Source organism: Rahnella sp. AA (assembly GCF_002834385.1).
Classification (GTDB): domain Bacteria; phylum Pseudomonadota; class Gammaproteobacteria; order Enterobacterales; family Enterobacteriaceae; genus Rahnella.
On record NZ_PITQ01000008.1, the window covers coordinates 55,998 to 82,683 of the forward strand.

25 protein-coding genes, 1 tRNA gene and 1 pseudogene are annotated in these 26,686 nt (G+C 50.9%); 15 read left to right on the forward strand and 12 right to left on the reverse strand.

The window, feature by feature from the left end:
• Positions 1-10: 10 nt before the first annotated feature.
• Together CWS43_RS18585 and aqpZ are read right to left on the reverse strand one after the other, a co-directional pair.
• Positions 11-1,024: an alpha/beta fold hydrolase gene (locus CWS43_RS18585; RefSeq protein WP_101078574.1), complete on the reverse strand. Its 1,014-nt coding sequence runs from the start codon at positions 1,022-1,024 to the stop codon at positions 11-13.
• A gap of 92 nt (positions 1,025-1,116) precedes the next feature.
• Positions 1,117-1,812: an aquaporin Z gene (aqpZ, locus tag CWS43_RS18590; protein WP_101078575.1), complete on the reverse strand. Its 696-nt coding sequence runs from the start codon at positions 1,810-1,812 to the stop codon at positions 1,117-1,119.
• A gap of 270 nt (positions 1,813-2,082) precedes the next feature.
• Here aqpZ and CWS43_RS18595 point away from each other — a divergent pair, with 270 nt between their 5' ends.
• The 4 genes from CWS43_RS18595 to CWS43_RS18610 all read left to right on the forward strand — a co-directional run bounded on the left by CWS43_RS18595 (position 2,083) and on the right by CWS43_RS18610 (position 5,280).
• The gene (locus CWS43_RS18595; RefSeq protein ID WP_101078576.1) at positions 2,083-3,609 is read left to right on the forward strand and encodes an EAL domain-containing protein; all 1,527 of its coding nucleotides are present in this window, start codon (positions 2,083-2,085) and stop codon (positions 3,607-3,609) included.
• 179 nt (positions 3,610-3,788) lie between these two features.
• Positions 3,789-3,980: a hypothetical protein gene (locus tag CWS43_RS18600; protein WP_101078577.1), complete on the forward strand. Its 192-nt coding sequence runs from the start codon at positions 3,789-3,791 to the stop codon at positions 3,978-3,980.
• 304 nt (positions 3,981-4,284) lie between these two features.
• Entirely contained in the window at positions 4,285-5,061 is a 777-nt protein-coding gene (gene mtfA / locus CWS43_RS18605; protein ID WP_101078578.1) for a DgsA anti-repressor MtfA, read from the forward strand.
• A gap of 143 nt (positions 5,062-5,204) precedes the next feature.
• Positions 5,205-5,280: transfer RNA gene (locus tag CWS43_RS18610), tRNA-Asn, on the forward strand.
• Positions 5,281-5,541: 261 nt separating this feature from the next.
• On the opposite strand, the gene attM is transcribed toward CWS43_RS18610, so the two are convergent.
• Positions 5,542-6,333 (reverse strand): N-acyl homoserine lactonase AttM, encoded by a 792-nt coding sequence (attM, locus tag CWS43_RS18615; RefSeq protein WP_101078579.1) that lies wholly within the window; start codon positions 6,331-6,333, stop codon positions 5,542-5,544.
• Between the two features lie 160 nt (positions 6,334-6,493).
• Here attM and CWS43_RS18620 point away from each other — a divergent pair, with 160 nt between their 5' ends.
• Both CWS43_RS18620 and CWS43_RS18625 read left to right on the forward strand, forming a co-directional pair.
• Positions 6,494-7,375 carry a LysR family transcriptional regulator gene (locus CWS43_RS18620; RefSeq protein ID WP_101078780.1) on the forward strand — a complete coding sequence of 294 codons (882 nt, stop codon included), beginning with the start codon at positions 6,494-6,496 and terminating at the stop codon, positions 7,373-7,375.
• A 187-nt stretch (positions 7,376-7,562) separates the two neighbouring features.
• Positions 7,563-8,477 (forward strand): hypothetical protein, encoded by a 915-nt coding sequence (locus tag CWS43_RS18625; RefSeq protein ID WP_101078580.1) that lies wholly within the window; start codon positions 7,563-7,565, stop codon positions 8,475-8,477.
• 364 nt (positions 8,478-8,841) lie between these two features.
• Here CWS43_RS18625 and CWS43_RS18635 read toward each other — a convergent pair whose 3' ends face one another.
• Positions 8,842-9,459 carry a dTMP kinase gene (locus CWS43_RS18635; RefSeq protein WP_101078581.1) on the reverse strand — a complete coding sequence of 206 codons (618 nt, stop codon included), beginning with the start codon at positions 9,457-9,459 and terminating at the stop codon, positions 8,842-8,844.
• Between the two features lie 435 nt (positions 9,460-9,894).
• Here CWS43_RS18635 and CWS43_RS18640 point away from each other — a divergent pair, with 435 nt between their 5' ends.
• Positions 9,895-10,305: an ASCH domain-containing protein gene (locus tag CWS43_RS18640; RefSeq protein WP_101078582.1), complete on the forward strand. Its 411-nt coding sequence runs from the start codon at positions 9,895-9,897 to the stop codon at positions 10,303-10,305.
• A gap of 163 nt (positions 10,306-10,468) precedes the next feature.
• Here the strand turns inward: CWS43_RS18640 and CWS43_RS18645 are convergent, their stop codons facing one another.
• The 4 genes from CWS43_RS18645 to CWS43_RS18670 form a co-directional block, all read right to left on the reverse strand.
• Positions 10,469-10,963 carry a DUF523 domain-containing protein gene (locus tag CWS43_RS18645; RefSeq protein WP_101078583.1) on the reverse strand — a complete coding sequence of 165 codons (495 nt, stop codon included), beginning with the start codon at positions 10,961-10,963 and terminating at the stop codon, positions 10,469-10,471.
• Between the two features lie 315 nt (positions 10,964-11,278).
• Entirely contained in the window at positions 11,279-11,944 is a 666-nt protein-coding gene (locus CWS43_RS18650) for a hypothetical protein (protein WP_101078584.1), read from the reverse strand.
• 1,104 nt (positions 11,945-13,048) lie between these two features.
• A complete protein-coding gene (locus tag CWS43_RS18665) occupies positions 13,049-13,294 on the reverse strand; it encodes a hypothetical protein (protein WP_101078586.1) in 246 nt (81 codons plus the stop codon).
• Positions 13,295-13,360: 66 nt separating this feature from the next.
• On the reverse strand, positions 13,361-14,251 hold the full coding sequence (locus CWS43_RS18670; protein ID WP_101078587.1) for a LysR family transcriptional regulator: 891 nt from the start codon (positions 14,249-14,251) through the stop codon (positions 13,361-13,363).
• A 95-nt stretch (positions 14,252-14,346) separates the two neighbouring features.
• Between CWS43_RS18670 and CWS43_RS18675 the strand changes: the two genes are divergently transcribed.
• Genes CWS43_RS18675 through CWS43_RS18690 form a run of 4 tightly spaced genes read left to right on the forward strand, consistent with a single transcriptional unit; the run spans position 14,347 to position 18,026 of the window.
• Positions 14,347-15,141, forward strand: a complete 795-nt coding sequence (locus CWS43_RS18675) for an ABC transporter substrate-binding protein (protein WP_101078588.1) — start codon at positions 14,347-14,349, stop codon at positions 15,139-15,141.
• Positions 15,141-15,932, forward strand: a complete 792-nt coding sequence (locus tag CWS43_RS18680) for an amino acid ABC transporter ATP-binding protein (protein ID WP_101078589.1) — start codon at positions 15,141-15,143, stop codon at positions 15,930-15,932. Before CWS43_RS18675 ends, CWS43_RS18680 begins: the two co-directional genes overlap by 1 nt.
• Complete coding sequence (locus tag CWS43_RS18685; RefSeq protein ID WP_101078590.1) at positions 15,932-16,609, forward strand: amino acid ABC transporter permease; 678 nt, start codon at positions 15,932-15,934, stop codon at positions 16,607-16,609. Before CWS43_RS18680 ends, CWS43_RS18685 begins: the two co-directional genes overlap by 1 nt.
• A gap of 4 nt (positions 16,610-16,613) precedes the next feature.
• Complete coding sequence (locus CWS43_RS18690) at positions 16,614-18,026, forward strand: MmgE/PrpD family protein (protein WP_232777066.1); 1,413 nt, start codon at positions 16,614-16,616, stop codon at positions 18,024-18,026.
• Positions 18,027-18,189: 163 nt separating this feature from the next.
• Here CWS43_RS18690 and CWS43_RS18695 read toward each other — a convergent pair whose 3' ends face one another.
• From CWS43_RS18695 to CWS43_RS18710, 4 genes and pseudogenes are all read right to left on the reverse strand, one after another.
• Positions 18,190-19,179: an isopenicillin N synthase family oxygenase gene (locus CWS43_RS18695; protein ID WP_101078591.1), complete on the reverse strand. Its 990-nt coding sequence runs from the start codon at positions 19,177-19,179 to the stop codon at positions 18,190-18,192.
• 27 nt (positions 19,180-19,206) lie between these two features.
• A pseudogene (locus CWS43_RS18700) lies at positions 19,207-20,639 on the reverse strand (amidohydrolase family protein).
• Positions 20,640-20,650: 11 nt separating this feature from the next.
• Positions 20,651-21,637: an ABC transporter substrate-binding protein gene (locus CWS43_RS18705; protein ID WP_101078592.1), complete on the reverse strand. Its 987-nt coding sequence runs from the start codon at positions 21,635-21,637 to the stop codon at positions 20,651-20,653.
• 261 nt (positions 21,638-21,898) lie between these two features.
• The gene (locus CWS43_RS18710) at positions 21,899-22,822 is read right to left on the reverse strand and encodes a LysR family transcriptional regulator (RefSeq protein WP_101078593.1); all 924 of its coding nucleotides are present in this window, start codon (positions 22,820-22,822) and stop codon (positions 21,899-21,901) included.
• 215 nt (positions 22,823-23,037) lie between these two features.
• Here CWS43_RS18710 and CWS43_RS18715 point away from each other — a divergent pair, with 215 nt between their 5' ends.
• Genes CWS43_RS18715 through CWS43_RS18730 form a run of 4 tightly spaced genes read left to right on the forward strand, consistent with a single transcriptional unit; the run spans position 23,038 to position 26,676 of the window.
• Entirely contained in the window at positions 23,038-24,012 is a 975-nt protein-coding gene (locus tag CWS43_RS18715; RefSeq protein WP_101078594.1) for a PDR/VanB family oxidoreductase, read from the forward strand.
• 20 nt (positions 24,013-24,032) lie between these two features.
• Complete coding sequence (locus CWS43_RS18720; RefSeq protein ID WP_101078782.1) at positions 24,033-25,313, forward strand: amidohydrolase family protein; 1,281 nt, start codon at positions 24,033-24,035, stop codon at positions 25,311-25,313.
• Complete coding sequence (locus CWS43_RS18725) at positions 25,303-25,773, forward strand: RidA family protein (protein WP_101078595.1); 471 nt, start codon at positions 25,303-25,305, stop codon at positions 25,771-25,773. Before CWS43_RS18720 ends, CWS43_RS18725 begins: the two co-directional genes overlap by 11 nt.
• A 21-nt stretch (positions 25,774-25,794) precedes the next feature.
• Positions 25,795-26,676 carry a creatininase family protein gene (locus CWS43_RS18730; protein ID WP_101078596.1) on the forward strand — a complete coding sequence of 294 codons (882 nt, stop codon included), beginning with the start codon at positions 25,795-25,797 and terminating at the stop codon, positions 26,674-26,676.
• The last annotated feature ends 10 nt before the right edge of the window (positions 26,677-26,686 follow it).

Here is a 26,686-nt window from a genome sequence, read left to right on the forward strand (position 1 = left end):
TGAAGTAAAATCAGTGCGCCAGCGTTTTCAGCAAGGTGGCATTGAATTTTTCCGGTTCTTCCATTTGTGGCGCATGCCCCAGGCCTTTAAATTCAATCAGTTTCGCATGCGGGATCATCTTCGCTACCTGTTTTCCCAGCACATTGTAGTGGCCTATTTTAGCCTTCACCGCCGGTGGCGCAATGTCGCTGCCAATTGCCGTCGTATCTGACGTGCCAATCATCAGCGTCGTCGGAACGCGCAGGTTTTTGAATTCGTAGAATACCGGCTGGGTAAAAATCATGTCGTAAATCAGCGCCGAGTTCCACGCAACCAATTTATGCCCCGGCCCATTATTGAGCCCCGCCAGCATATCCACCCAACGATCATATTCCGGCTTCCACTTATTCACGTAATAAGTTTTAAGCTCATACTGTCTGATGCTGTCGGCTGATGTTTTTAGCTCACGGTCATACCACTGATCTACCGTCCTGAATGGCACACCCTTCGCTTTCCAGTCTTCCAGACCTATCGGATTCACCAGCACCAGTTTTGAAACTTCCGGCGCAAACATCAGGCTGTAACGCGTTGCCAGCATCCCACCGGTCGAATGCCCGACAATCACGGCTTTGGTGATCTTCAGGCTTTTAAGCAATTCATGAGTATTGATCGCCAGTTGCTGGAAACTGTACTGATAATGCTCCGGCTTAGTAGAAGAACAGAATCCGACCTGATCGGGCGCGATCACGCGATATCCGCTGCCCACCAGCGCTTTGATCGTATCCCCCCAGGTCGCTGCGCAGAAGTTTTTCCCGTGCATCAGCACCACTGTCTGACCATTTTTTCGCCCCACCGGGGAGACATCGAGGTACCCCATCTGCAACGGCGCACCCTGTGAGTTGAAGGAAAATTGTTTCAGCGGATACGGGTAGTCAAAACCCTGTAATTGCGGCCCGTAGCTGGGCGCATCGGCAGCCACTGCGGCACCGGTAACAGAAAAGGATAAGGCAGCGGCACAAAAGAGCAGTTTAAAACGGGGAAGCATCGGGTTGTCCTGGTATCGTTATCTGACAGGCAGCGTAAAGGTTTATGCTACAAACTTTACGCTACCAGGAAAACCGTTAAAAGTGACGGGCCTCAGTCTTTAGATTGCAGAATGTTACGGTAGATCAGGCCGCCAGCCACGCCGCCGACAACCGGCATCAGCCAGAACATCCAAAGTTGCTGTATTGCCCAGGTCCCCTGAAACAGCGCCACTGCTGTACTACGCGCCGGGTTCACCGAGGTATTGGTGACAGGAATGCTGATGAGATGGATAAGAGTTAACGCCAGGCCGATGGCGACAGGCGCAAAACCGGCCGGAGCGCGTTTGTCCGTCGCACCGTGGATCACAATCAGGAAAATGGCGGTTAGAACACCTTCACATATCATCGCAGCGGCAAGGCTGTAACCACCAGGGGAGTGCTCGCCATAACCGTTAGAAGCAAAACCACTCGTCGTAGCATTAAAATCCGCATGCCCGCTGGCAATCACGTACAACACAGCCGCCGCCGCAATACCGCCAAGAACCTGAGAAATAATATAAGGCACCACATCATTGCCAGGAATTCGTCCACCCGCAAATAAACCCAAAGTCACCGCCGGATTAAAATGGCCACCCGAAATATGACCCACAGCAAATGCCATCGTTAACACCGTCAGGCCAAACGCCAGCGCCACACCTGCAAAACCAATGCCCAGCGCAGGAAAACCCGCCGCAAAAAAAGCGCTGCCGCAGCCGCCAAAAACCAAAACAAACGTGCCGATAAACTCAGCAGATAATTTCCTAAACATATAAAACCCCTTTACCATAAACTGTAAATTTCACCAAAGACCACAAGAACAAACTCACAATCCGGCGAAAAACGGGATAATACGCTTTAAAAATTTTAATAATACAAAAAATAGTTGAAGGGTTATCCATTCATGATTTGTATCAAATACAGGTTTATCACTGGTGTGAATTTGACCTTCTTACTGCGGCGGTGACAGTGGATAACACCATTATGGGTTATATTAACTGGACGAAACTTCTATCTCTGACCCTTACTGGTGGATATCTCTTTGGCCTTAAACTGGTTAAACCAACCACGTATCAGAATTTGCCTTTCATTGCTGGCATTCATTGTCGTCGCTGCACTCGGGATTCTGGCCATTTCCTGGCAAACCGCCCAGGGGTTACGCCGTGATGCCGGGGCAAGTTTGCAGCAATCCGTAAGACTGGTAGATATGACGCTGGATAATGCTGCCAGAGCGACCGCTGCCGTTGAAAATCTGATCGGCACCCCCTGCACTCAGGACACCATCCAGGCACTGCGCTGGCAGGTCGCCAGCGTACCGAATGTCCGTACGGTTAATCTTTATCGCCAGAACACGATTTACTGCGCCTCACTATTTGGCGAGCGGACTGACGATATCTCCACGGATAAATATGTCGGCGGGAAACTGATGCTGATGAGCGGCAATGCCGTTACGCCAAATCACCCGCTTATTGCGTATCGCCACGACGTTAACGGCAGCGGCGTGCTGGTTGGGGTCGACGGTTATTTTTTGCATAACATTTTGGAACTGCTCAGCACCCATGCTTACCTGATATTGCAGGTAGGCAACCAGTGGATGGACAATAAGGGTAAAATTCACACCAGCGATAGCTGGCCTGAGGGGGAACGAATGGTGCTCACCTCTGAGCATTACCCTTATGAAATGCGGTTAGTGATCCGTAAAAGCGATCACTGGCGCTATATTTTTGATTACGCGACCGTCAGCCTTATTTTATTCCCGCTGGTCAGCATTTTTATCGCCTTTATGACGTATGCCCAACTGGGACGGGTGGGCAACCCGACGTCTGCGTTGAAAGAAGCGCTGGAAAAGAAACAGTTTATTCCCTACCTGCAACCCGTCGTTGACGGCACAAATCACCAGATTACCGGGGCTGAAGTCCTGATGCGTTGGCAACATCCGCAATCCGGGCTAATTCCGCCATACCAGTTTATCCCGCTGGCCGAAGAGAGCGGCCTGATTGTGCCGATGACCCGGTTGATCATGGCTCAGGTGCGCGATCAGTTCGGCCCGCTGGCCGCACAGTTGCCGAAAAATTTCCATTTTGGTTTTAATATCTGCGCAAGCCATTTTAAAGACCTCACACTGGCTGAAGACTGCAAAGCCTTCATCAACGCCTTCAAAGAGAATCCGATCAATCTGGTGCTGGAACTGACCGAACGCGAACTTATTGAACCCGGGGAGATCACGCACAGCCTGTTCAACGCACTGCGCCGGATGGGGGTATTGATTGCTATGGATGACTTTGGCACAGGGCATTCCAGCCTGGCCTATCTGCAAAAGTTTCATATCGATATTCTGAAGATCGACCAAAGTTTTATTGGGCGGATCGGCACCGATGCGCTGGCAGGGCATATCGTCGATAACGTGATTGATCTGGCTAAACGCCTGCAAATGATTATTGTCGCGGAAGGTATTGAGACACAAACCCAGGTCGATTACCTCGCGCCTTATCGCCTGGAATTTTTACAAGGTTACTTTTTTGGCAAGCCGGTGGCTCCCGTTGAATTCATCGAAAAATGGCTGGAGTGATTTCCAGCCATCGCCCGCATCTGTACATAATAAATCCTGCCGCGGGTCACAGTTCAAAGTCCGGGTTAGCGGCACTATAAGTTCAGTTGTGCTATGACCGTGAGAAAATAAGTTAACAAAACACCTGCAATTATGTTTTCAATGGCTTAGTTCAATATATGGCTGTGAAGGAATACCTCATGAAAAACATCCCCATTGAAGGTGAAAGTGTTCAGATCGGTTTTAAAGATGGTCTTTATGTTTCTTTTTCAGATACTTATCACGATGGAAAAGTAGAGCATATCGACCGTGACGCCTTTATTGCATTGCTGGCAAAAGAGTTCAAAACAACCTCAGAGAATATCGAAATACAAGTCAGCAATTACATTTAACCGTTCTGGTGCCGGGCTGAGAATAACAGTTTCAGCCTGTCGGATTGATATATCAGCCTCATTCAGGAGCATTCCGTGCCTGCGAATCATATGCACTGCGGGCACGCTTTGAACCAGCAACTAGAATAATAACGTGAGCTACGTCTTATAAGATGCGTGCGGTTTTTGCTTAAAATCCGCTGATGTGTAACATCCACACAGAATCAGTCCGATAGCGAAGCTAACTTGTTGAAGTTACTTGTATTGGAGTAATCTGGCGGAGAACCCTGCTGACAATCCGAATGATCACTTTGCGAGCAAGATGATGATTAAGTGGCCGTGGAAAGCGAATGACCTGAAAATTGAGAAATCAGACGCATGGAATGATGCGCTGAAAATCCCACTTTTATCCTCCCTGAATGAGTCGGAGAAAGCGCGCCTGGTTCAGATTGCCAGCCAGCTTATGCATCAAAAAAGGCTGGTTCCTTTGCAGGGAATTACGCTGACAGAACAGATGCAGGCCCGCATCGCGTTATTGTTCGCGCTACCGGTAATGGAGCTCGGCGCATCATGGCTCGACGGTTTCCATGAGATTCTGCTCTACCCTTCCCCTTTCGTGGTGGATTCACCGTGGCAGGATGAAAACGGGCTGGTGCACGCAGGCTCGCAAATTCATGCCGGCCAGAGCTGGGATCAGGGTCCGATCGTCCTTAACTGGCAGGATATCGAAGACTCGTTCGACAACTCCGGATTTAACCTGATAATCCACGAAGCCGCCCACAAACTGGATATGCGCAATGGTGGCGAAGTCAGCGGTGTTCCACCAATCCCGCTGCGCGAAGTGGTTTCGTGGGAGCATGATTTGCAGGCTGCTATGCAAAATTTGCAAGATGAGATTGATACTGTCGGCGAAGAAGCCGCGAGCATGGACGCCTATGCCGCCACCGATCCGGCAGAATGTTTTGCCGTGCTGTCTGAATACTTCTTTAGTGCGCCAGAGTTGCTTTCTGAACGTTTTCCGCTGGTATACGGCCATTTCACCCGTTTTTATCTGCAGGACCCGCTGGCAAGGCAACTTCGCGGCCAGCGCTGTGATTGTTAAATCGCGCGCTGAAGCCCAGTTTATGCCAGAAAAGTGGCTTTTTATGACGGTATTGATTAGTTGCTGAGCAGTCGGATGCTTTTGTCGAATTTAGCGTTGACACTCCATGGCCCTCTGGATATTATGCGCCCCGTTCACACGATTCCTCTGTAGTTCAGTCGGTAGAACGGCGGACTGTTAATCCGTATGTCACTGGTTCGAGTCCAGTCAGAGGAGCCAAATTTAGAGAAGCCCGCTTAGGAAACTAAGCGGGCTTTTTGTTTTTTGGGTTAATTGTAGCTTTGAGCGAGTGGCGGACATATTGTCATTAAGCTGCCCACGGTTAAGGTGTGAGATGACTATCGGGGCAATGAAGTATTCACAAGATGCACATGCAACGCTTAACGTTAAACATCCTTTAGACGCGATCCTGATCCTCGTAAGTACTTTTTTCGTTGCATTAAATTGCTCCAGAACCCTGTCTTTGTAGTGGCCATTTACTCAGCCATAACTGGCGGGAGCGAGCGAATATTTTTTCCATTCTTCAGGATCGTGACCAGGGATAAGCACTGCACTGTGCTGTTCGGTTAAATGACGTAGTTTCTTAACAGATTGAGCGACATCGGTAGCTGATGTCATAAGTCCGGGAAGTGCTCTATCGTTGTAGTGATCGACGGTATATGCCGCATCAATAGCTAGCGTAAAGGTTGGTCCCGACGGCAATCTCACAATAAAAGATTGATGGCCTGGAGAATGACCTGGAGTGAAAATACACTGTAATGTGCCATCACCATACAGGTCATAGTTATCATCTTGAATTCCTTTTAGAAACTGCCAATTAATATCTGGCCGGTCGAAATCCTTTCGACAATATGCACCAGCAGTGAACCAGTCAGGAGCAAAGGCATAGTCGTACTCAAGCTCCTGCACGATATGAGTTGCATGCGGGAAACGCCCAATAGCACCGGTATGGTCTGAGTGTAGATGCGACAACAAGACGTAGCGAATGTCTGCGGGCGCGATACCAAGATTTTGGAGTTGTTCTAAGCAGCCCTGTTTCTCTGACATTACCGGCATAAACTGATCCGCAGCACTGCCCCAATATGCATGAGGATCTTTTAATCCTTCAACAGCCAGACCACCATCTATCACAGTAATACCGTCAGGATGAGTGAGTAAAAACCACGGCACGGGTATTTCATAGTTTTCCCCTTTCCCCTGATTCATACGGATATTGTGATACTTGCATTGCTGCGTTCCCGACTGGAACATAAATAATTTGATATCTGACATGCTTTTCTTCCAGAAAAATGATTGAAATTAGCGGCTATTTGGCCAACTTTTAGCGCAGGCATTAAGTATTCATCACTTTTCACTCTTACAGAAGGTATCAGGATCCGCTTTCATCTATCGGAAAAACCAATATAATCTTTTTATGGACTTACTCTCTGCAATGCGCATTTTCGTCAGGGTCGTTGAGCGGGGCAGCATGTCAGCTGCAGCCCGTGATCTCTGTATTGGGCAACCCACAGTGAGTGAACGAATAGAAAAGCTTGAAGCATATCTTGGTACTCGTTTGCTACGGCGTAATACCCGTAACATGTCGCTGACGCACAGCGGTAATCTATTTTATGAGCGAAGCAAAACGGCTATTCAGGCCGCAGAATACGCTCTGTCAGTGAACGAAGAAAATCAATGTTTGCGTGGAAAAATTCGCATCTCCGCACCCTTTTCCGCCGGAGAGGCCTTGCTGTTACCGGCTATATTACGGCTTCAGGAAAAGCACCCTGAGCTGCAAATTGATCTGGTATTCAACGATCGCATTATCGACCCCGTCACGGAGGGGGTCGATATATCATTAAGGCTTGGAGAGGTAGCAGATGGTTATTTTGTAGCGCGTCCGCTTGGCACCGTCCACAGGGTGTTGCTCGCATCTCCCGCTTTGCTGGCAAAAAATGGTTTGCCTCAATCCCCCGATGAACTGATTAATTTTTCCTTTGCTACTGTTTCAGGCATTTTCCCGAATAATCAGATTCCATTTATCACGCCTGACGACCAGCTATTAAATACTCCCGTCAATATTAAATTCCGTTCAACGCACTGGCGTAGTGTTTACACATTTTTATTAGCTGGTCGCGCAATCGGTGTTTTGCAAGATCTGGTCTGCCGGAGTGAGATTGAAGAAGGGCTGTTAATACCCTTATTAGGCGGCTTTCAAATACCTCCTTTTAGTGCCCATCTGCTACTTCCACCGGTAGAAATAATGTCTTATGAAACCCGAATGTGTGCATCTTTGCTGGAGAATTATCTCAGGGAAGCATTGTCGAAGGGGTGAATAGATTAGTAATGTCCGTTTCTGGTATAAAGTCGCCAGATTTAAGGAGCATAAGTTCTGCAATGAGCGAGGAGCGGAAGTTCGCGTTGTTTTTACAAGTGTAAATTCTCGAGACTACGGTGTCTCAAGGGCGGCACTTTTCACCTCCTAATGAAAACAATCCAGGTTCAACCAGACAAGGCACAACATGGGATTATTAAAAGCAGGGCTTCGCACCGCGAATGCCATCATCACGCTCGGTGGGTCGTTGGAATTAGAGCATGCGAAAGCAAGTTTCGAATCCACTCATGCTTCCTACAAAATAACGCATGACGAAATAACACAAATAAAAACCAAGATTGATAATCGTATTAGTGAATTGGGTGACACGCTAAAAACCGTAAAAGCCAGACTTGAGCATATCGAGAAATTATTAGAAACCACACCCCTTTCTTTCGATAAACAGTCCCGACTAACAATGCGTGCATCGCAGAGTATTGAACGATTTAATCAACAGTATTCCGGTGTACTCAACGTGGGATTTGGTGGGATTGTGGGTGGTTCAATGGCATTGGGTGCATGGGCGCTTGTTTCTGCCATTGGCACCGCGTCTACTGGCACAGCCATCGGCACGTTGTCCGGCGTCGCGGCAAGCAATGCGACACTTGCCTGGTTTGGTGGTGGTGCACTCGCTGCGGGCGGGGCGGGAATGAGCGGCGGTATGTTGGTACTGGGAGGGATCGTGGCAGCGCCGATTATCTATTTCGCAGCGAAAGGAGCCTGGACCAAAGCCCGCGCTTTTCAGGAACAAGAAGCGCTCGTTGCGCAAGAGCATGAAAAACTGCGCGTATTAAAACCAGAACTCGAGAAGCAATATAACGACGTTTTAGCGTATACCGCACAATTAAATCGTCATTGCCACACATGGTTGGAACAAATGGATACCGGGTTAGCGATTCTTTATCCCTGGGGGAAATTCAGTATTTTTTACCGGGACTTGCTGCACATCATCGGCATTAAGTGGAAAAGACTTGAGCATCTGATGGCCATTGAAACCATGAATCAGCAAACCGTTCAGTTTCTGCGTTTTTTCCAAAACGAAAACACGCCTCCGGCTCCCTGATGTTTAGTGCTGTAAGGAATGATTCTGTCACACAGCGCCCGGACGTAAGCCTTATATTAGACGTGTTCAGGCCAGAATATTAGTCATCTCTGCAGACCATGTTCACAGACCCATAGCCGGTAGATTTGCAGGCATACCTGCCTACATTTGTGGCTCCGTCTGCCCGGCTAATCCTGTCTGGTGAACAGTAAACGTTCCTCCTGCAAATGACCCGCCAGCGTTGATGATTCACCGCTACGTCAGTAACTCTCTTACCAGCTATCACGTTGGCGCTTAACTGACTTACAGGAAACGCATAGATCCCATAAAAAACGGCCTGATCCCCAGTGATATGCGCCAGAAGCTCTGCCTGCAAAAACGATGCTTAAGGGCACCCAGGCACTTTGTAAATCTCAGATATCACTAGCATCGTTGCATCTTCGATCGTTCCTTCATTACGGCATAAAACCCAGCCCTGATCTGCAATTTCTCGCGCGAACGCTTTGGTACAAGCGACATGCTCTTCAAGCTTATGAATCACCGTACTACTCAGCCCACGCGATCGGGCCGCGGCCCTCGCCCATGAAATATCAGGCGCAGTAACAACCCCGACATTCAGGTCTGGCACTCGCACGTTTCGTTCAATGTTAAGCTGTAAAATCTCTGCAAATGGAACCATCCGGCGAAACGCTGCATCCGACGGATACCAGCGATCCATCAAGATAATGCTGTCCGGTGGCTGTTTAGTCAGCACTTGTCTGGAAATCCAGGCACGGCTATCAGCAAAGCGCTCACAAAGCTCCAGTTCCAAATCCAGGGCGGGATTTCTGGCGAGCTTGTTAACAAGGGCCATTGTTTCAGCCCTGTAGGGATCGCTTTTTTTCTCGCAAAGCCGGATCACTTTCTTGTTGTCTGCCCTTAGTACTTTCGTAATGGCTTCCAGCAGTGTGGTTTTACCGGTTCCCTTGGGCCCATCCAGAGAAACAAACAGCTGACGGCTCATTCTTCAAGTGACGATTGATATACGGCTTTTGTAAAGCCTGAATATGGCAAAAGCATCTTACTTCCTTCGTATGAATAGCTACGCCCCTCCTCGTTCGTTGGAGTCGCCTGGTGCACCAGCGCGAACCAGTCAGAGGGCTTTTATAAACAGGCATTTTGGCAATTTGTCTTGCTAACGAGCCTAAAAACCAAGATTACAGCCGTTTATCGTCATTGCACATAGGTTATAGCCTGCGAGGTGTAGTTTACGGGAACCGCTAAGAAAACGGAAAACATCCCACATTGAGCCTGTTTATTAAACGGGTAGAAGTCGACGGGCAGCGTTGAGCGAAAAGCGGACTAAAAGTAATATGAAAGCATCTATGTAAATTTTCGAGCAATTCACGCTCATAATATGTATAAAATTTCTTTTTATTAAGATTAATTAGGATTTTAAATGTCTGCGGTTGATGAATTAAAGGTGAAGTATCCAAGCGCTGATGCTTGGCAAATTGGTGATAGCCCAGAACTGGCCAACGAGCTTGCAGACCTTATTAAAAAAGGGATTAAAACGGCCTCATGCGGTTCTTTTGCATCTTACCTACAAGAAAAATATGCACCTAAGATTGGGAGTTATAACATCATCCTTGATAGCCAAGATGTACCGGTATGCGTTATTAGGTTGGTTTCGATGCGACTGGTGCGTTTTTGTGATGTTACCGCGGACTTTGCCCGAAAGGAAGGTGAAGGTGATTTGAGCCTTGAGTATTGGAAGAAAGAACATCAGCGGTTTTTTACTCGTGAAGGTTATTTTTCTGATGATATGGAGCTGATCGCTGAAGAATTTGAAGTTGTTGAGATTTTATGAACCGTACAAAGTGTCTACATTTCAAATGAGAAAAATATCGTAGCGTTTTACCTACTGCAACGTATATAAAGTTTCGCTCCTGGCACAAATCGGCCTGAGAAGATATGACGTCAGTAATAAACAAAAAAGCTGACATCTTCTCGTATCTCAATGAAAAATATGTTCAGCGTTCTTTCTCATCAATCCAGGCAATGAGATCGGCGAGCCTATTCTCAGAAAACACGGCTATTCCATGTTCAGTGAGCAGAGACGCTGCGACTCCCATGCCTGACTTACGTTGGCCAGTAAATGAACCGTCATAGATGAATTGGCTACCGCATGTTGGACTGCCGTCGGTTAACAGCGCAGCGGTACAACCTGACTCCCGAGCTGTACGTAGTGCCAACCAGGCGGCAAGCTGATAGTGCTCAGTGACATCCTGCCCCGTAATTTCAAGTATTCTGATCTGCGCCTTCATTGCGTCTTTACCATCAGTAGAAACAATCTCAGCTGGGGGACGTGGAATTGGCAACCCGGCGGCCAGTTCAGGACAATGAATCACAAGCCGCTGCTCTTTCTGCCAGCGCTGCAACTGATCGGTCATTTGTGCTTTGTCGCTTCCGTCATAGCGCACTTTGAACCCCGCCAGGCAAGCACTGACCAGTATTTTATTTATCATCGTTATCGTATATCCGGGCAAATGAATGCTTCGATTATAACACCTTCACTTTTTACATAAACATAGCGGTGGTAGCGCAACAGGCGGCTAAGAACGAAGAGCGGACGTTGGATTGCCGGAGATTCTCTAAATGTGAATGATACGTTTATGCAGGATACTTACCCCCACTTCCTGTGTCACAGACATTACTCCTCTGATAGGCTGCCTGGAAAAATGGCACACCAGCAATACAACGGGTATTTTCACAATTAAATCCAGATATGTTTTAATATTCATTCTAATTAGTCAACATATTAACACGTAATTAAAATATGATTACTTCAGATAAATATACTTTTTCACAAAACCCTCAACTGCAAAAACAAGTGTATATTCGAACTTGTTATGAAGCACACCATAAATGACACCTTCTTCATCGAAGATGATCAATGCAGTATCTGACAAAGTATGTGCAATTAAACCTACTTCATTAAGATTTTTTTTGATGAGTTCGAAACTCTGTGGCCTTTCATTTAAATGACAGCATAAAAATCCGCTTGAACACTTCAACTTATTGAAAAGATTTAGGTTCAAAACTCCATGAGTAATTAACCTCCTTCCAAATAGTTTTCTGGTGAGTGTATCAAGTTTTTTATTTTCAGTATATCCAAAATTCAATAGAAACTTTTTTGGAATCAGGAATGCTACATCTTTGTTATATTTGAAATTTTCACTAAGATAAATGCCTTCTTCATTTTCCGTGAAAACAACATAAGATGCATGCCTAAACCCGTGAGCTAAAAACTCTATCTCATGGCGTTTAATAATGGTTCCCTGGTGTTTCATGAAAAATTCCCTGGCACCATCATATGTGTAAAAACCCACCTCGACATATGGTTTCAAAATAACATCATCTGGGGTATCCATTTCGAAGCGTGAAATATTATCAATGATTGAGATAACATCTGCACCAGCCCCAAATATTCTTTCAAAATCACCCATGTGACATCTCCATGACTAGTTTATTAATTTAAAATCAATACGATAATTTTATGCAGTTAGGAGAGCGCATACATCGAGGGTGCACGTATCCATTTTGCGGTAAACGAGGTTTGAAACCCAACAGTATCGGGAGCAAATCCACCGGCACGTTAAAGCATCCCCTCATTTTTAATCGGAACAGCAGTTTATTTATGGAGTTTTTTACTGTACTTTTTGGTTTTTATATTAAAGCTCGTCTTTACAAATAGCCTTGAGTAAATTAGGAGAAACGCTGTTATTAATATGCTTATTGTTAGACAAGTAACCAATTACTTGGCCATTTTTGATGAACATCGGTGGTTTAGAGGAAGACGCGTTGAATGGTGAATATTGACTGTACTCACTCCCAAAGGTTCCATATTCATTCCAAATTGATTTAGAGTTATATTCACTCCCATATGCCCCATATGAATTAAAAATAGAGTTGGAGTCGTATGAATTTGTCACATTACCTAAATTAGTATTATTATCATCCTGTGCAATCAAAACTGCACCACTTACCACATCGCATAACCGATTCGCGGCGAATGAGCATGATGAAAAAAAATCAAGCTAGCGCAAAGAATTACTTTATTCATGACTGTTCCTATACTTTATATATTAAAGGTTAAAGCCGCGATGATATGATAGTTATTGCCAGATCTAACGAATCTCATCATCGTTGATTTTTTGGTGAAATTAACTGAAAAATCAAATGAATCTTCATTTTTAATCTACCATTTTTCATTCTCATCATAATACTAGTTTACCACAGCGCCGCAACCCTACTCAGCGCCGTTTACCCCCGATGACAGTGAAATTCCCAGCGCACCCCGCCTAAACGGTCAAAAATTGCACTGCCGAATTTGGGCTGGTTAATAGCGATGTACCGAAACCGTCACTGGACTGTTAGCGGCCAGGATCGAACCGCGATGGATACGGCTGATATTAAAAAGATCAAAGATCTGTAATACGAGAACCACCGGCTCAGACAAATTATAGTCAGCAGTGTTTCTGCATGTCCTGAGTATTCGTTAGTTAACGTGGGGCACTTACTGGCTCGAAAACAAAGCGGCAATCATAAAATCACATAATTCTGGCACAATATTCGTAACCAATAAGCGCATACCCTGAATTACTTAAAAATTTAACTCTCAGGGCGTGAATGACTAGATCTGGCACAAAGCTGACTTTCCGATCTCTTCGAACAGACATCCACTTGAGCAGACTTTTGATGCCTGCTCTCGCTACTTTTTCCTTTCCGGGAACGATCGCCACCTGCAACAGAGCGCTTAAATCCGTTTTGTGCAACCCGCATCTGTTAATGGTCATTTTGGTGGTCCTGACAGCAGATTTGCGCCAAAACCCCACCAGCGTTCCCTTAGCCGGGCTGTGATCCTAAAACGCTGTTTCCCTCATCAGTTCTTTCATCACTCTGACAAACTCCTCTCCGGGTTGCGACATGACGCCGTGACCCTCGGACACCGCTACCACTGAAACTTTCAGCGCCGGTTTGAACGGGCGCACGGCTAACCCTGTCATATCACAGCCCTGTATTGAGAAACGATCGACGATAGTCACACCGTTATTATACCTGACCATATTAATCGCCATGCTGTAGCGGTTGGTTTCTATGGCTGCAACCTGTCGTTGACGAAACTCGGGGACAACGTCGCCAATCATTGCCACCAGCCGGGCATCGGTGGTGATAAATACCAGCTCGCGAGGTTCGATGTCATGCCAGCACACCTCTGTCTGTTTAGCCAACAGATGCTGCTCCGACAATACGCACACCATTTCCCCCTCGCTCACCATGAACCGGTTTTCGCCCTGTTCGCCGCCGGGTTTGACCACAAATCCGAGGTCGTAACGCCCACCTTCCACTGCCTCTTCGATCTCGTTATTCAGGCACATATCCGCGACAACGCCATAGTCGGGGAATGTCTGACGAAAACGTGCAACAGCCCGAGGCAACAGGTTTAACGCTAACGCCGGAGTGGCACAAACTCGTAGTTGTCCTACACGATATTGGCGGATATGATCCACAAAACGGTCAAAACGCAGCCTGTCGAGATAAACCCGCAGCGCCTCTTTGTACAGCTCATTAGCCTCGGGCGTCGGTTGCATTTTACCCTTGAGCCGCTCGAACAGGTTAAACCCCATCTGCTGCTCGATAAGTGACAAAACTTTACTTACCGAAGGCTGTGACATCGCCAGCTGCTGCGCGGCCGCAGTCACAGAACCGAGCTGTACGACGCTGATGAAAACTTCAAGTTGCTTCGGAGTCATAGCCATTTTCCATATAAAGATATGCGATTTTTGAATTTTGAATGCATGCACCCAGAGTTATAAACTTGACAACTATATTCATTTAAGGGCATATAATGAAATTATTCAGAACACGTTTGATGTCGGCCTTATTGCTGATACCAGGGATTTTTCTTACACAAGCCCCGGCGAAAGCCGCGGAAGAAATAAATACTATTCTGCCAGATCATGTTATTCGCGTCGGCGCGGTTAACGCGCCACCGTGGTATCAAAAAGATCTGCTCACCAACCAGTGGACCGGCCTGGTCCCCGACGTGGTGCAGGCGATATTCAAAAATACCGATATAAAAATTGAATACGTCGACACTCAATGGGGCACCGCGGTTGCCGGATTGCAGTCAAATCGTTTCGACATTCTGGGTGGCTTCAACAAGACCCCGGAAAGAGCGAAGGCTGCCGATTTTACGCGCCCGATGGGTGCTCATCAGATGGGCGTCCTGACGTTAGAAAAAGATACGAAAAAGTATCAGAACTGGGCGACGATTAACAATCCGCAGACCAAACTTGCCGCCATTGACGGTTCAGCGGCGGTGACGCTGTTGCAACCTCAGCTGGACAAGGCGCAGTGGATTATTGTGCCAGACAGCGACAACATGCAATTGCAGATGGAAAGTGGCCGCGCCGATGCTATCGTGACCAATGATATCCAGATGTCGCAATATATTCAGAAACGCCATCAGGGCACCATGGTGATCCCTGAACCGGTTAAAGAGCAGGCGACGAATATCGGTCTGCGTCAGAACCGCCCTCAGCTGCAAGCCTGGCTGGATGGTCGGCTGGAGCAGTTGGATAAAGACGGCACACTGAAAGCTATCTGGCAAAAATACACTCACCCGGCTAATCAACCCTAATGACTGAACAGGCCTCTTTGCCGTTACTGAAAATAGAAGCACTCAGCAAATCTTTCTCAGGCAATAAAATCATTGATGACGTCACCTTCGAGGTTCACCCCTCGGAGGTGATCGGCGTTATTGGCCGCAGCGGCGCAGGGAAATCCACCCTGCTGCGCTGCCTGAATATGCTGGAGACGCCTGACGGCGGGCACATCTGGCTTGGCAACGAAGAAATCGGTTTTTTCGGAAAGGACAGAAAGCCCGTGAAGCAGCGCACGCTGGCACGTCAGCGCGCATCAATGGCGATGGTCTTTCAGCATTTCAATTTGTGGCCACACCGCAGCGTTTTGCAAAACATCATCGAGGGACCGGTACAGGTACTCGGAATATCGCAAAAAGTCGCCACGGAAAAGGCCATGACTTTGCTCACTCGCATGGGTTTGGCGGAAAAAGCGGCTGATTTTCCGGTTCAGCTCTCCGGGGGGCAGCAGCAGCGCGTCTCTATTGCCCGTGCGCTGGCCATGGAGCCGCGGGTGATTTTGTTTGATGAGCCGACTTCTGCGCTGGACCCGGAATCTGTCGGCGAAGTGCTGGCAGTTATCTCCGAGTTAGCGGGTACCGGCACCACGATGATAGTCGTCACTCACGAAATGCGTTTTGCGCTTCAGGTTTGTAGCCGCCTGTTGCTGATGGATAATGGCAAACTGGTGGGCGAAGCCACCCCGCAGGAAATCTGGTCTCAGGCGGACAACGCCGAAATTCGTCACTTCATGGCGCTGTCGGGCGTGACGGCGGAGGATCTGCTCTGATGCCGGTTTATCACTGGGACTTCTCGATACTCTGGCAGTATCACGCCATTCTTGTGGATGGGATTTTCACGACCTTTAAAATCGTTCTGGCCTCAATCACCTTAAGTATTATCGGCGGTGCCCTGCTTGCACCATTGCGGGGGTCATCTAAAGCGATGATCCGCCTGCCGACTCAGGCGCTGATCGAGGTGGTGCGTTCGATTCCACCGCTGGTGCTGATCGTCTGGGCGTACTACTGCCTGCCTATTTTGTTTGGCCTGACGATGTCAGCCTATCTGACCTGCGTGCTGGCGATTTCCCTCTACGGCAGTGTGTTTTTTGCCGAGATATTTCGTTCCGGGTTGCAATCGGTCGATCACGGTCTTGTTGAGGCGGGGCTTTCTGTCGGGATGTCACCCCTGAAAGTCTTGTTCCGCATAACCGGGCCGGTCGCTTTTTTGCGTATCCTGCCCGCTTTTGTCAGCCAGTGCGTGATGTCGATCAAGAATTCGGTACTGGCGAGCTATGTCGCCACCGGCGAAGTGCTGTATCAGGCGCAACGCCTGAGCACCGCGACGTTCCGGCCGCTGGAAACCCTGACTTTTGTCGCCGTATTTTTTGTAATCACTATCCTGCCGCTGTCGCTGCTGGCGAGCTATACCGAACGTCGGATCCGCACACGTTACTTTAAGCGTTGAAAAAATGATGAATACCACCGCCACACGCCAGTTGGTTAAATTCGCCTGCACGTTACAGGCACAGGCGATCCCTGAAGCTATTCGTCATAAAGTCAGTCTGCATTTACTGGATGGACTCGGCTGTGGCTGGGCAGCAAGCCAGCATCAGAGCAGCGAATCAGCTATCCGCTCTGCCCGCCTGTTTGGCGGCCTGGGGGATTGCAGCGTATTTGGGCATACCGGGTTTAGCCCGCTGGCGGCCGCTTTTAGCAACGCCGCGGTGATAAATGGTCTGGATCACGACGACGGCGTGGAAATTGACGGCAAAGGGCTTGGCCACCCCGGTGCAACATTGATTGCCGCCGCAATGGCCGCGCTGGATATCAGCCCGACTCCCGTTAGCCACGAGGCGCTGATTACCGCGTTAACCGTAGGTTTTGAGGTAAATAATCGCCTTATTCACGCCATCCAGCCTTCAGCCGGGCGTTTTAATCAGGTATATGGCGTGGCGCAGCACCAGTCAATAGGTGCGGCGCTGGTTGCCGGGCTTCTTTTGGAACTGGGTGAGCAACAGTTACATAACGCTGTCGGGCTGGCTGCGGCGTTAACGCCGTTACCCAGCTTGCATCAGTACAACTGGCAGCAGCGGCCATTATTATCGATAAAAGATGCCGTCGCCCCGGCTGCACAGGCAGCGGTGCAAGCCGTCATTATGGCGCAACAGGGTATGAGTGGCAGCCTGGACGTGCTCGACGGCGAACAGGGTTTTTGGCGCATGATCGGCTCAGACCAATTTGCGCCGGAAATCCTCACGCACGATCTTGGCAACCACTGGTACGCGGATTACGGCAGTTTTAAAATCTATCCTGCCTGTCGCTGGCTGGCCTGCGCGCTGGAATCGCTGGAAACCCTCGTTCAGGAAACCGGCTGGCTGGCGGAGGATATCCAGTCTGTCGAGGTGCATACCTTCCCGCGCATTGTTGACGATATGATGGATTATCGCCCGCAAACCGTGACCGACGCACAGTTCAGCCTTCCCTGGACCATAGCGGCAGTCGCGGCCGGGCTTGCACCCGGTGCCAATTGGTACACTGAACAAAACATGCAAAATCCGGCGTTGCTGGCGCTGGCGGATAAAGTCACCGCCATTCTCGATCCGGATTTTACTGCTCGCATGACCGGCCCGGCCCGCCAGCCCGGCGCACGCGTGGTGCTGACGCATGTCAATGGCAGCCGCTCGGTACAGGAACGCTTTAAACCCTTAGGCAGCGCCGAACGTCCAATCTCTGAGTCAGAGGTCATTGCCAAGGCGCGTCTGAACCTGACGGACCAGAGTGTAAATGCTGACGCGTTACTTGCACGTGTGATGCAGCAGCACGGAAATGATCGGGTGTTTTACTCTTCTGCCGCTGATCTGACAGAAGCATTAATTAAATGATCTCACCGGTTACCGAGAATTAACGCAACATCATCAGTTCAGCCTCGTTGCCTGTCCCGGTAAAAAACGGCTCTGCCCCGCCATCCCGTTAAAAAGCCCGCTGAGGGAAATTTCAGCGGGCTTTTTGTTCACACATGAATCCTAAACGTTAACGCAGAGGAGGTTATCCTTTGGCAAAATTCGCCTGAATACGCTGTTGCAGGTAATCTTCAGCGCTGATGGCCGGATACTTCGCCTGCGGACCCAATATTTCAATGTCTTTGTTTGCCTGACAGAAAAACGCCAGGCTGTAGCGCGCTCCCTGATACTCGCCGGGCAGCGGATTTCTCACCCGATGGAAATTTGACGGCAACTGGTCGTCACTCCAGCGCATCAGCATGTCGCCAATATTACAGGTGATCACATCTTCACGCGGTTCAATGCTGGTCCACTGCTGGCTTTCGCGATCTTTGCCCGGACAAACCTGTAATCCCCCCTGACCGGGACGCTGGAAAAGCAGCGTCAGGCAGTCAAAATCCGTATGCGCCCCGGCACGCCACATCCCCTGCTCTGACTGCACGGTCGCATAGTAGTGCAGCATGCGCAGCGTGCTCTGGTAGCTTTTCTGTTCAGGATCGTGCGCCTTTTCGAAAAAGTGTTCAGGAAACCCCAGCCGGAGGGCAAAACATGAAAGTAACTTCATGCCCAGTTGCCAGCATTGCGATTCGAAATTCAGCATCGTGCGTTTAAACGCGGGCAGTTCGTGCTCTGCGGGCCATAGCGGGTCCATCAGCGGACGGGTAATCTGATAGGATTCTTTCTGATCAGGCGTTTGGGTCGACGGGCGTACCTGAGATTTATTTTCCCAACCGGCGTTGCGCGACAGCGGGTAGCGGGCCTTAACTTCCTCCGGCAGCGCAAAGAAATCTTCCGTCATGCTGAATGCCTGCCGGATATCGTCCAGCGCGATACCGTGATTACTCACCTGAAAGAAGCCGATTTCCACCGCAGCCCGCCACAGTTCGTCGGCAATTTCGTCCTTACGATTTGCAAAATCCGACAGATCGATACAGCGAACCTCACGGGCAAAAGTCTCTTCGCCCATCGCGCCCATCGTCGCCTCTTTTTCCAGTTCCTGTAATGCATAGCGTTGCGTTTGAGTTGATTGCGTCATTGTGTTTATCCTTCTTAATCAAAAAAGTTAGCCCGCTGCGCGCTGTTGCAGGGTCCGCACCGCCGATATTGCCTGATGACGCATCGCGTCCAGATCGAGACCGGGAATTACATCGTTTTCGACGATAACGCGGCCATTGATCATCAGCGCCCTGAGCGAAGCCCGTCCGCCACAGGCCACCGGGCCGATCGCCATGTCATGCAAGCCGAAATAGCGGGGGTCATCCAGCCGGTAAATCGCGATATCTGCCAGCATGCCCACCTGCACGGTGCCACTTTTTTGCAGGCCAAGGATCTGTGCGCCACCGGCGCTGCCCCATCGCACAACGTCCTCAATCGTTGCCGCATCGCCACCGCCTTCGAAGCTTCCGCCGTCATAACGCGGTTTCGCCTGCATGCCCTTTCTGGCACGTTGCAAAAGCCAGGCAGCGTGCGCCTCACTTTGCATGTCGGCGGCCTCGTTCGAGGCTGCGCCGTCCACGCCCAGCGAGACGGGGACACCCGCCTGTTCCAGCGCCAGCAAATCCGCAATGCCGCTGCCCAGCCGCCCGTTACTTTGAGGACAGTGCGCAATACCGGTACGCGTCTGCCCCAGCATCGCGATCTCCTGCGGCAACAGCTTCACAAGGTGCGCAAACCACACGTCATCCCCCAGCCAGTCGTGCTCAGCGCAAAACTGAACCGGCGTCATGTTAAATTTGGCGCGCGCGGCATCGAGATAATCCACCGTTTCAGAAAGGTGGCTGTGCAGCCGGATACCTAAATGTCGTGCCAGTTTTGCCATTTCGCGCAGTTGCGGGCCAGGTGCCGAATGCAGCAGCGTGGTCGGTGCCATCACCACACGGCGCAACGACGTCGGCTCCGGGCAGTGATAGCGGCTGACAAGGCGCTCCATATCGGCCATGTAATGATCGAAGCTCTCCGGACGCAGCGCCTGCGGCAAATCTTGCTCGATCGCCCGCCCCTGTGTAGCGCCACCCCGGCACAGCACAATGCGCATTCCCAGCGCCTCTCCTCTCCCTCATCGAACAGGATCTCCGAGGTATCAAACGGCATGTCCGGCCAGTAGAGATAGTTGTGATCGGCTACCGTGGCGCAGCCCGAACGCAGCAGCTCTGTTAACCCGATACGCACCGCCAGACGAAAAGCCGGCTCGTCGAAGGTGGCGCGAAAACGATAAGGCGTGGCACTTAGCCACGCAGTCAGGCTTTTATTCAGCCCCTGGGGTTCTCCTTTAAGCAATGACTGAAACAGGTGATGGTGAGTATTGACCCAGGCCGGGTAGACCACGCAGTCACGTGCGTCGAGCAGCCGCTCATCCGGTAATGCCGTCAGGGAGCCAATGGCCTCGATCACGCCATCACGGACGCGAATATCTGTCCCGGCGTGGCGCGCCGCATCCCCCGGTAACCCGGTCAGGATCGCGTGTGCATTTTTAATCAGCAATGAGTGGGATGACATCGCAACACTCCTCAAGGTTTAACCTGCATGTGCTCAACAAACTCAGTGGTATAAGCCTGTTTCCAGTCGGTATCCGCATTTAACAGTTTGGCGTTGACCATGAAATCACGGGTTTTCTGCCAGCGGGCTTGCGTCATGGTGCCCCAGCCCTGCGTTGCCGCATCCCCGCCGTCAATCAGGTGATGCTCTTTGATTTGCTGAACGCCCCAGGCCAGCAGATCATCGGTCATTTTCGGGTTATCCTTTTTAATCAGCGCGTTGCCCGGCGACGGGTCCTGCAGATAGCTGACCCAACCTTCCATTGACGCACGCACGAATTTCGCCATCGCGTCTTTACGGCTGCTGATAAGATCCGGACGTGTGATCAAAATCCCGCCATAAGGGGGATATCCGTGTTCCGAGAAGAGAAAGAAATTAGATTTCACCCCGGCCTTCTGCGCCTGAAAAACCTCAGAGCTGACATAGGCTTGCTGCGCGACGTTATCGTCGGCCACAAAGGGCTGGATGTTAAAGGTATAGGGGCGAACCTGTGAGTCGCTGAGCTGGTATCGCGCCTTAAGCCACGGCCACCAGGTCGATTGCCCGGAGCCGGACACCAGAATGGTTTTGTCCTTCAAACCGTCAAGGGAAGTGACGGAAGCATGCGTCAGCAGGCCCTGCGGATCGAACTGGAACGGTGCCGCGATGGCTTTGGCCTGAAAACCCCGCTGCACTGATTCGAGCAACTGGAGATCGTAACCGATGATCACATCGGCGCGTTTTGACAACAGCAGCTGCATGCCGTTGATCTGCGAGCCGGACTGAATGCTGACATCCAGCCCGTAATGTTTGTAAATGCCTGTCGCCAGCGCCTGATAATAACCGCCCTGCTCCGCCTGGGCGTACCAGGACGTCAGCAAGACGAGTTTCTCATCAGCGTGAGCCGTCAGTGAAAGCAGGCCGGGGATCAGCGCGCTCAGCACGCAGCAAGACAGGGGAATGCGGGATATTAACTTCATTGCTCCTCTCCTAATCATCGCCGGAGGGAGGGCAAGCAGATGCAGCTCAGCCCCCTGACCGGCTCAAAATGAACCGCGAAATGGTTGCTGAGCAATGTCCCGCGCAGTTATCTGCACTGACCGCTTCTACTCATTTCTAACTATACAAAAAGGATGCCAACTCCGCCGGTGCACTGTCTGTGCGCCTTATCAGGGGATCCGTTTTCCATGGCCTGCAACTTTTGATTCATCACGGAGCGTTGCGCACCAAATAAGTGCAAGTTACTGTTTGTCGTGGCCAGGCGTCTGAATCTGACTAAAGAGCATCTCCAGCTGTTTAAGCATCATCGAAGCCGCCAGGGAAAGCTGCCTTGCCGGAGCCACGCACAGCGACAGCGTGAAGGTTTTTAATTGCGGATCGGTCAGCGGAATAAACTGTAATTCGTCGTTTTGTACCTCATCCATGATATCGAGCCAGCACAGAATACCGATGCCGATTTTCTCTTTAATCAGGGAGCGGATCATATGAATGTTATTTGATACCGCGACCTCATTAATCATGTCCCCGTTGATATTCATCAGCGCCTGAACTGGCTCGGCAAGCATCAGCGGCGCAGAAGGCAGGATGAACGGATATTCCATGCACTGATTAAAACGGACACCGCTTTTGCCCCCGAGCGGGTGCCCTTTTGGCACCACGACGCCGAGATCGATTTCTGCAAACGCCCGCACCTGCAGCTCTTTGGAGCTTTGCGGATTCAGCATAAGCCCGAAATCGGCATCGCCCGACATCAGCGCCTGCTGAATATCGACGTTATTCATCGTCGTCAGGGTAAATGAAATGTTCGGGTAGTCGAGATGCACCTTTCTGAGCATTGCCGAGAAAAAATGCCGGTTGATAGCATCGATGGTGGCGATCCTCACATGCCCTCTGCGCAGCCCCCGCAGATCGTCGAGCTGTTCACAAACGCGGGAAAAATCCTTTTTCCAGTTGTTGGCAGCATGTAACAAAAGCTCACCGGCCGCCGTCAGCCGCAGCCCGGTGGGGTGTCGTTCAAACAGCGGCATCGACAGCTCGTTTTCAACCCGCAGTATCTGCCGGTCAATCGACGAAGCGGCGACATGCAGGGTTTCGGACGCCTTGCGAAACGAGCCCTGGCGGGCAACTTCAGTGAAGTACAGTAAAAACCGGGAGAATGCGAACATAGTGTAGTGCTCTCTTTTATGCAACGGGACGTGCGAATCAAAGCGCTGGACGCAACAGTTTTATAACAATAACGTAGCTTTCATTGCAACGGGAACAATCGTTTCATCGCTTTAAAAGCAAAATTTTCGCCCCCTTATTGCTATGGCGGCGGATTGTGCGGCGAACGGATTGAACTTTCCCTTTTATGAATGGCTTATCAAAGTAAATACGGTAAATGACGATGAAAGACGCCGGATTAATTCCTGTCACAATAAAAACGGTCAACATCAATGGTGAAGGGAATATTTCATTGCAGATTGTTGCGCAGCAGGAAGGGTTATTACCGGCTTATTCCCCCGGTGCGCACATTGATGTTTTTATTCCTGAACTCGGAACCAGGCAATATTCTCTTTGTACCGAAAATAGCAGCCGGGAATATTATGAAATTTGCGTAAAACTGGCGGAGAACTCCGCCGGCGGTTCGCACTTTATTCACCATTATCTCCGCCCTGGCGATAACCTGACGATTTCGGCACCCCGTAACCATTTCCCCTTGCCCGGTGCAGGGCGATATCTGCTGTTTGCCGGGGGCATCGGCATCACCCCTTTACTGGCAATGGCGGAATTCATTGCTGAGCAACAGATTGAATTTGAACTGCATTACTACATTTCAGACACGAGGCAAATCGCGTTTTCATCACGCCTGAATACGCCTGCACTGGCAGGTCATGTTTTTTTGCATTGCAGCGCCGCAAACGATTCCCTGCGCGACAAAACGCCCCCAGGCCTGCTTCTGGCGGATCAGAATACCCGTGTGATGGCCTGCGGCCCGGACGGGTTTATTCAGCGCTTGCAGGACATTATGCAGGAGCACCACTGGCCCGCCGGAAATTTATCTTTTGAGCGTTTTAGTAACGCGAATCTGAATAATGGCACCGACGGGCAGGAATTCCATATTCAGCTGAATTCCACCGGGCAACGTTATTTAATCAGCCCGAACCAAACCATTGCCGAAGTTTTATTAAGCGCCAGGGTCGATATTATGCTGTCGTGCGAACAGGGTATTTGCGGCTCCTGTATTACCGACGTGATCGACGGGATCCCGGACCACCGGGATTGCGTACTGACTGACGAAGAGAAAGCCGCGAACACACAGATTACGTTGTGCTGTTCGCGATCCAAAAGCCCCGTTCTGGTCCTTGACCTGTAATGCCAACGCGGAGTCACAAGATTAACATCTCAGCCCCTACATCACCGCTGAATGGCATTGCTAACGTGCGCCTCCCCGCGTGGCTGCTTCCCGGCGACTGGCCTGTACACGCGGGGGAACCGGTGACAGCCGATTTACGCTTTGACGCAGGAAAAATTGCGTCACTGATGCCCAGCCAGCCGCAACAGGATGATTTGTGGAACGTTCGCGGCGCACTGGCGCTGCCGGGGCTGGTTGAACCTCACGCGCATCTCGATAAAACCTTCACCATTGGCCGCAGCCGCCCGTCCAGACCGGGTCTGCTGGCCGCCATTGAAACAATGCATCAGGACCGCCAGCACTGGACGGCGGCAGACCTTCATCAGCGCGCAAAACAAGGGCTGATCTGGGCCGCCGCGAACGGCGTAACGCATTTGCGCACCCACATTGACTGGTTCGACATCATCCCGCCCGTGGCCTGGTATGAGCTGGCAAATATCGGGCAGCCGGGCGTTACGCTGGAACGCGTCGCTCTTGCCCCGCTGAGTTTTTTTGCCGATGCAGAGGCCGCTGACCGCATCGCGCACACGGTGGCGCAAAGCGGCAAAGATTGCCTGCTGGGTGGCTTTATCCACTCCTCAAATTGGGATCCGGCGGCGATGGCCCATCTGCTGCACAGCGCCTCCCGCTGGCAACTGAATCTGGACCTGCACATTGACGAAGAGCTTTCTGACGTAGCACACGGCCTGACCTGGCTGGCGCACTATGTGTCGGAGAATGAATTTAGCGGCCACATCAGCTGCAGCCACGGCTGCGCGCTGGCCTCCGGCAGTGAGCAACAGGCGCAGGAGGTGCTGAGTTTACTGGCAGCGCAGCGCGTCACGCTGATTGCGCTGCCGATGACCAACCTGCTGCTGCAGGATGCCGTGACAAACCGTACGCCGCGCCAGCGCGGCATCACGGTATTGAAGGAAGCGCAAGCGGCGGGCATTCCGGTGCTGCTGGGCTGTGACAACGTGCAGGATGCTTTTTGCCCGGCGGGCAGCTACGACCCGCTGGACACGCTGAGCTGCGCCCTGTTCGCACTTCAGCTGGAAAACGTCTTTGACCAGCAATCGCGTCTTATCTGTGATGTGGCGGCACTGACCGGTGACGTCGCCGCAAATCGTCCGCTGGCGGTTGGCACCGCCGCCAGTTTGGTCCTCTTCCCGGGCAGCGACAGCCTGACCTGGCCTTTAAACAGCGCGGCCCGTCTGGTTATCCACAACGGCAGGCTGGCCCACCAGCGCACGTGGAATCAGGAGTTATCCCATGAGTCTTGAAGCCGGAGCGGGCAAACTGCTCGCCAAATATGCCGCCTGGCGTCGCGCCGGTGATTTTGTCTTTCTCTCCGGCATTATTCCCGTCAATCCGCAGAGCGCGACGATCGTGCGGGGTTTTCAGGATATCCCCGATCAGGCACGTCTGTTGCTGGGCGAAACCGGCGAATTCTCAACCGATGCCAAACAGGGGCCGATTCTGGCGCAAAGCTGGTATGTGCTCGAAAGCATTCGCCACACGATTGAAGAAGCCGGAGGGCAAATGAGTGATGTGATCAAGCTGGTGCAGTACTTCCGGAATCTCGATCACTTTCCTTACTACAGCCGGGTCAGAAAGCTTTTTTACCCCGGCCAGCCCCCGGTTTCTACCGTCGTGCAGGTCAGTGAAATGTTGCCCAGCGCCGAGGTGCTGATTGAAGTTGAAGCTACGGCCTGGTTACCGCAATCCCGCCTAACCCGATAATGTCCGACCACGAGGCACCGCATGATTAACGGCTATATTCCCGCAGAGCGTTTTCTCCCCTTCCTGAGCTGGACGGCGATTGCTGCCCTGCCAGACAAAGCCAATACCGTGATCGTATTGCCAACCGGCGCAATCGAACAACACGGCCCGCATCTGCCGTGTTCGGTTGATAGCGTGATTTCCTCGGGGGTGGCGGGCCATGCGCTGGCGCGGCTGCCACAGGCGATCCCGGCGTACGCCATCCCGCCGGTAACCTACGGCAAATCGGATGAGCATCTGAATTTCCCCGGCACGCTGACCTTAACCGGCGACACGCTGCTGCAAACGATTTTAGAAATTGCCGAATCCCTCTACCGTGCCGGGTTCCGTAAATTGCTGATGATCAACGGCCACGGCGGGCAGCCGCAGGTGCTGCAAATGGCATCACGGGAAATGCGCCTGCGCCACGGTGACATGATCATGATCCCTCACGACGTGTTCCGCGTGCCCAACGTTGAAAACGAGTTTCTGAGCGCACAGGAGCAGAAGATGGCGATGCACGCCGGTCACAGCGAAACGGCGGTGATGCTGGCGCTGGCTCCCGAATGTGTCCACATCGAACACGCGGTCGCCAATTATCCCCCGGAGTTCCCTTGCCCGACGCTGTCCTCAGGTCGCCCGGCGGCGGCGTGGGCTTCTTATGATTTTGGCCCGAGTGGCGTCATTGGCGACCCGACCGGCGCCACCGCCGAACAGGGGCACGCGATCCTCGATTCGCTGGCAGCAAGCTGGGCACAGGCGATTACCGAAATCCATCACATGGAATGGAAAGTCCGCAGCGAGCCAACCTGGGGAAAACACCACTGGAATGGTTTTGTGCAAACCACGTTTACTCCTCCTCCGTCTTCTTTTGTCTCTAAATAAAGGAACTCTT

Coding starts and splice junctions, on each gene's coding strand:
- CWS43_RS18585 (WP_101078574.1), bottom strand. CDS start 1,024: ATGCTTCCCCGTTTTAAACTGCTCTTTTGTGCCGCTGCCTTATCCTTT.
- aqpZ (WP_101078575.1), bottom strand. CDS start 1,812: ATGTTTAGGAAATTATCTGCTGAGTTTATCGGCACGTTTGTTTTGGTT.
- CWS43_RS18600 (WP_101078577.1), top strand. CDS start 3,789: ATGAAAAACATCCCCATTGAAGGTGAAAGTGTTCAGATCGGTTTTAAA.
- mtfA (WP_101078578.1), top strand. CDS start 4,285: ATGATTAAGTGGCCGTGGAAAGCGAATGACCTGAAAATTGAGAAATCA.
- attM (WP_101078579.1), bottom strand. CDS start 6,333: ATGTCAGATATCAAATTATTTATGTTCCAGTCGGGAACGCAGCAATGC.
- CWS43_RS18620 (WP_101078780.1), top strand. CDS start 6,494: ATGCGCATTTTCGTCAGGGTCGTTGAGCGGGGCAGCATGTCAGCTGCA.
- CWS43_RS18625 (WP_101078580.1), top strand. CDS start 7,563: ATGGGATTATTAAAAGCAGGGCTTCGCACCGCGAATGCCATCATCACG.
- CWS43_RS18635 (WP_101078581.1), bottom strand. CDS start 9,459: ATGAGCCGTCAGCTGTTTGTTTCTCTGGATGGGCCCAAGGGAACCGGT.
- CWS43_RS18640 (WP_101078582.1), top strand. CDS start 9,895: ATGTCTGCGGTTGATGAATTAAAGGTGAAGTATCCAAGCGCTGATGCT.
- CWS43_RS18645 (WP_101078583.1), bottom strand. CDS start 10,963: ATGATAAATAAAATACTGGTCAGTGCTTGCCTGGCGGGGTTCAAAGTG.
- CWS43_RS18650 (WP_101078584.1), bottom strand. CDS start 11,944: ATGGGTGATTTTGAAAGAATATTTGGGGCTGGTGCAGATGTTATCTCA.
- CWS43_RS18665 (WP_101078586.1), bottom strand. CDS start 13,294: ATGACCATTAACAGATGCGGGTTGCACAAAACGGATTTAAGCGCTCTG.
- CWS43_RS18670 (WP_101078587.1), bottom strand. CDS start 14,251: ATGACTCCGAAGCAACTTGAAGTTTTCATCAGCGTCGTACAGCTCGGT.
- CWS43_RS18675 (WP_101078588.1), top strand. CDS start 14,347: ATGAAATTATTCAGAACACGTTTGATGTCGGCCTTATTGCTGATACCA.
- CWS43_RS18680 (WP_101078589.1), top strand. CDS start 15,141: ATGACTGAACAGGCCTCTTTGCCGTTACTGAAAATAGAAGCACTCAGC.
- CWS43_RS18685 (WP_101078590.1), top strand. CDS start 15,932: ATGCCGGTTTATCACTGGGACTTCTCGATACTCTGGCAGTATCACGCC.
- CWS43_RS18690 (WP_232777066.1), top strand. CDS start 16,614: ATGATGAATACCACCGCCACACGCCAGTTGGTTAAATTCGCCTGCACG.
- CWS43_RS18695 (WP_101078591.1), bottom strand. CDS start 19,179: ATGACGCAATCAACTCAAACGCAACGCTATGCATTACAGGAACTGGAA.
- CWS43_RS18705 (WP_101078592.1), bottom strand. CDS start 21,637: ATGAAGTTAATATCCCGCATTCCCCTGTCTTGCTGCGTGCTGAGCGCG.
- CWS43_RS18710 (WP_101078593.1), bottom strand. CDS start 22,822: ATGTTCGCATTCTCCCGGTTTTTACTGTACTTCACTGAAGTTGCCCGC.
- CWS43_RS18715 (WP_101078594.1), top strand. CDS start 23,038: ATGACGATGAAAGACGCCGGATTAATTCCTGTCACAATAAAAACGGTC.
- CWS43_RS18725 (WP_101078595.1), top strand. CDS start 25,303: ATGAGTCTTGAAGCCGGAGCGGGCAAACTGCTCGCCAAATATGCCGCC.
- CWS43_RS18730 (WP_101078596.1), top strand. CDS start 25,795: ATGATTAACGGCTATATTCCCGCAGAGCGTTTTCTCCCCTTCCTGAGC.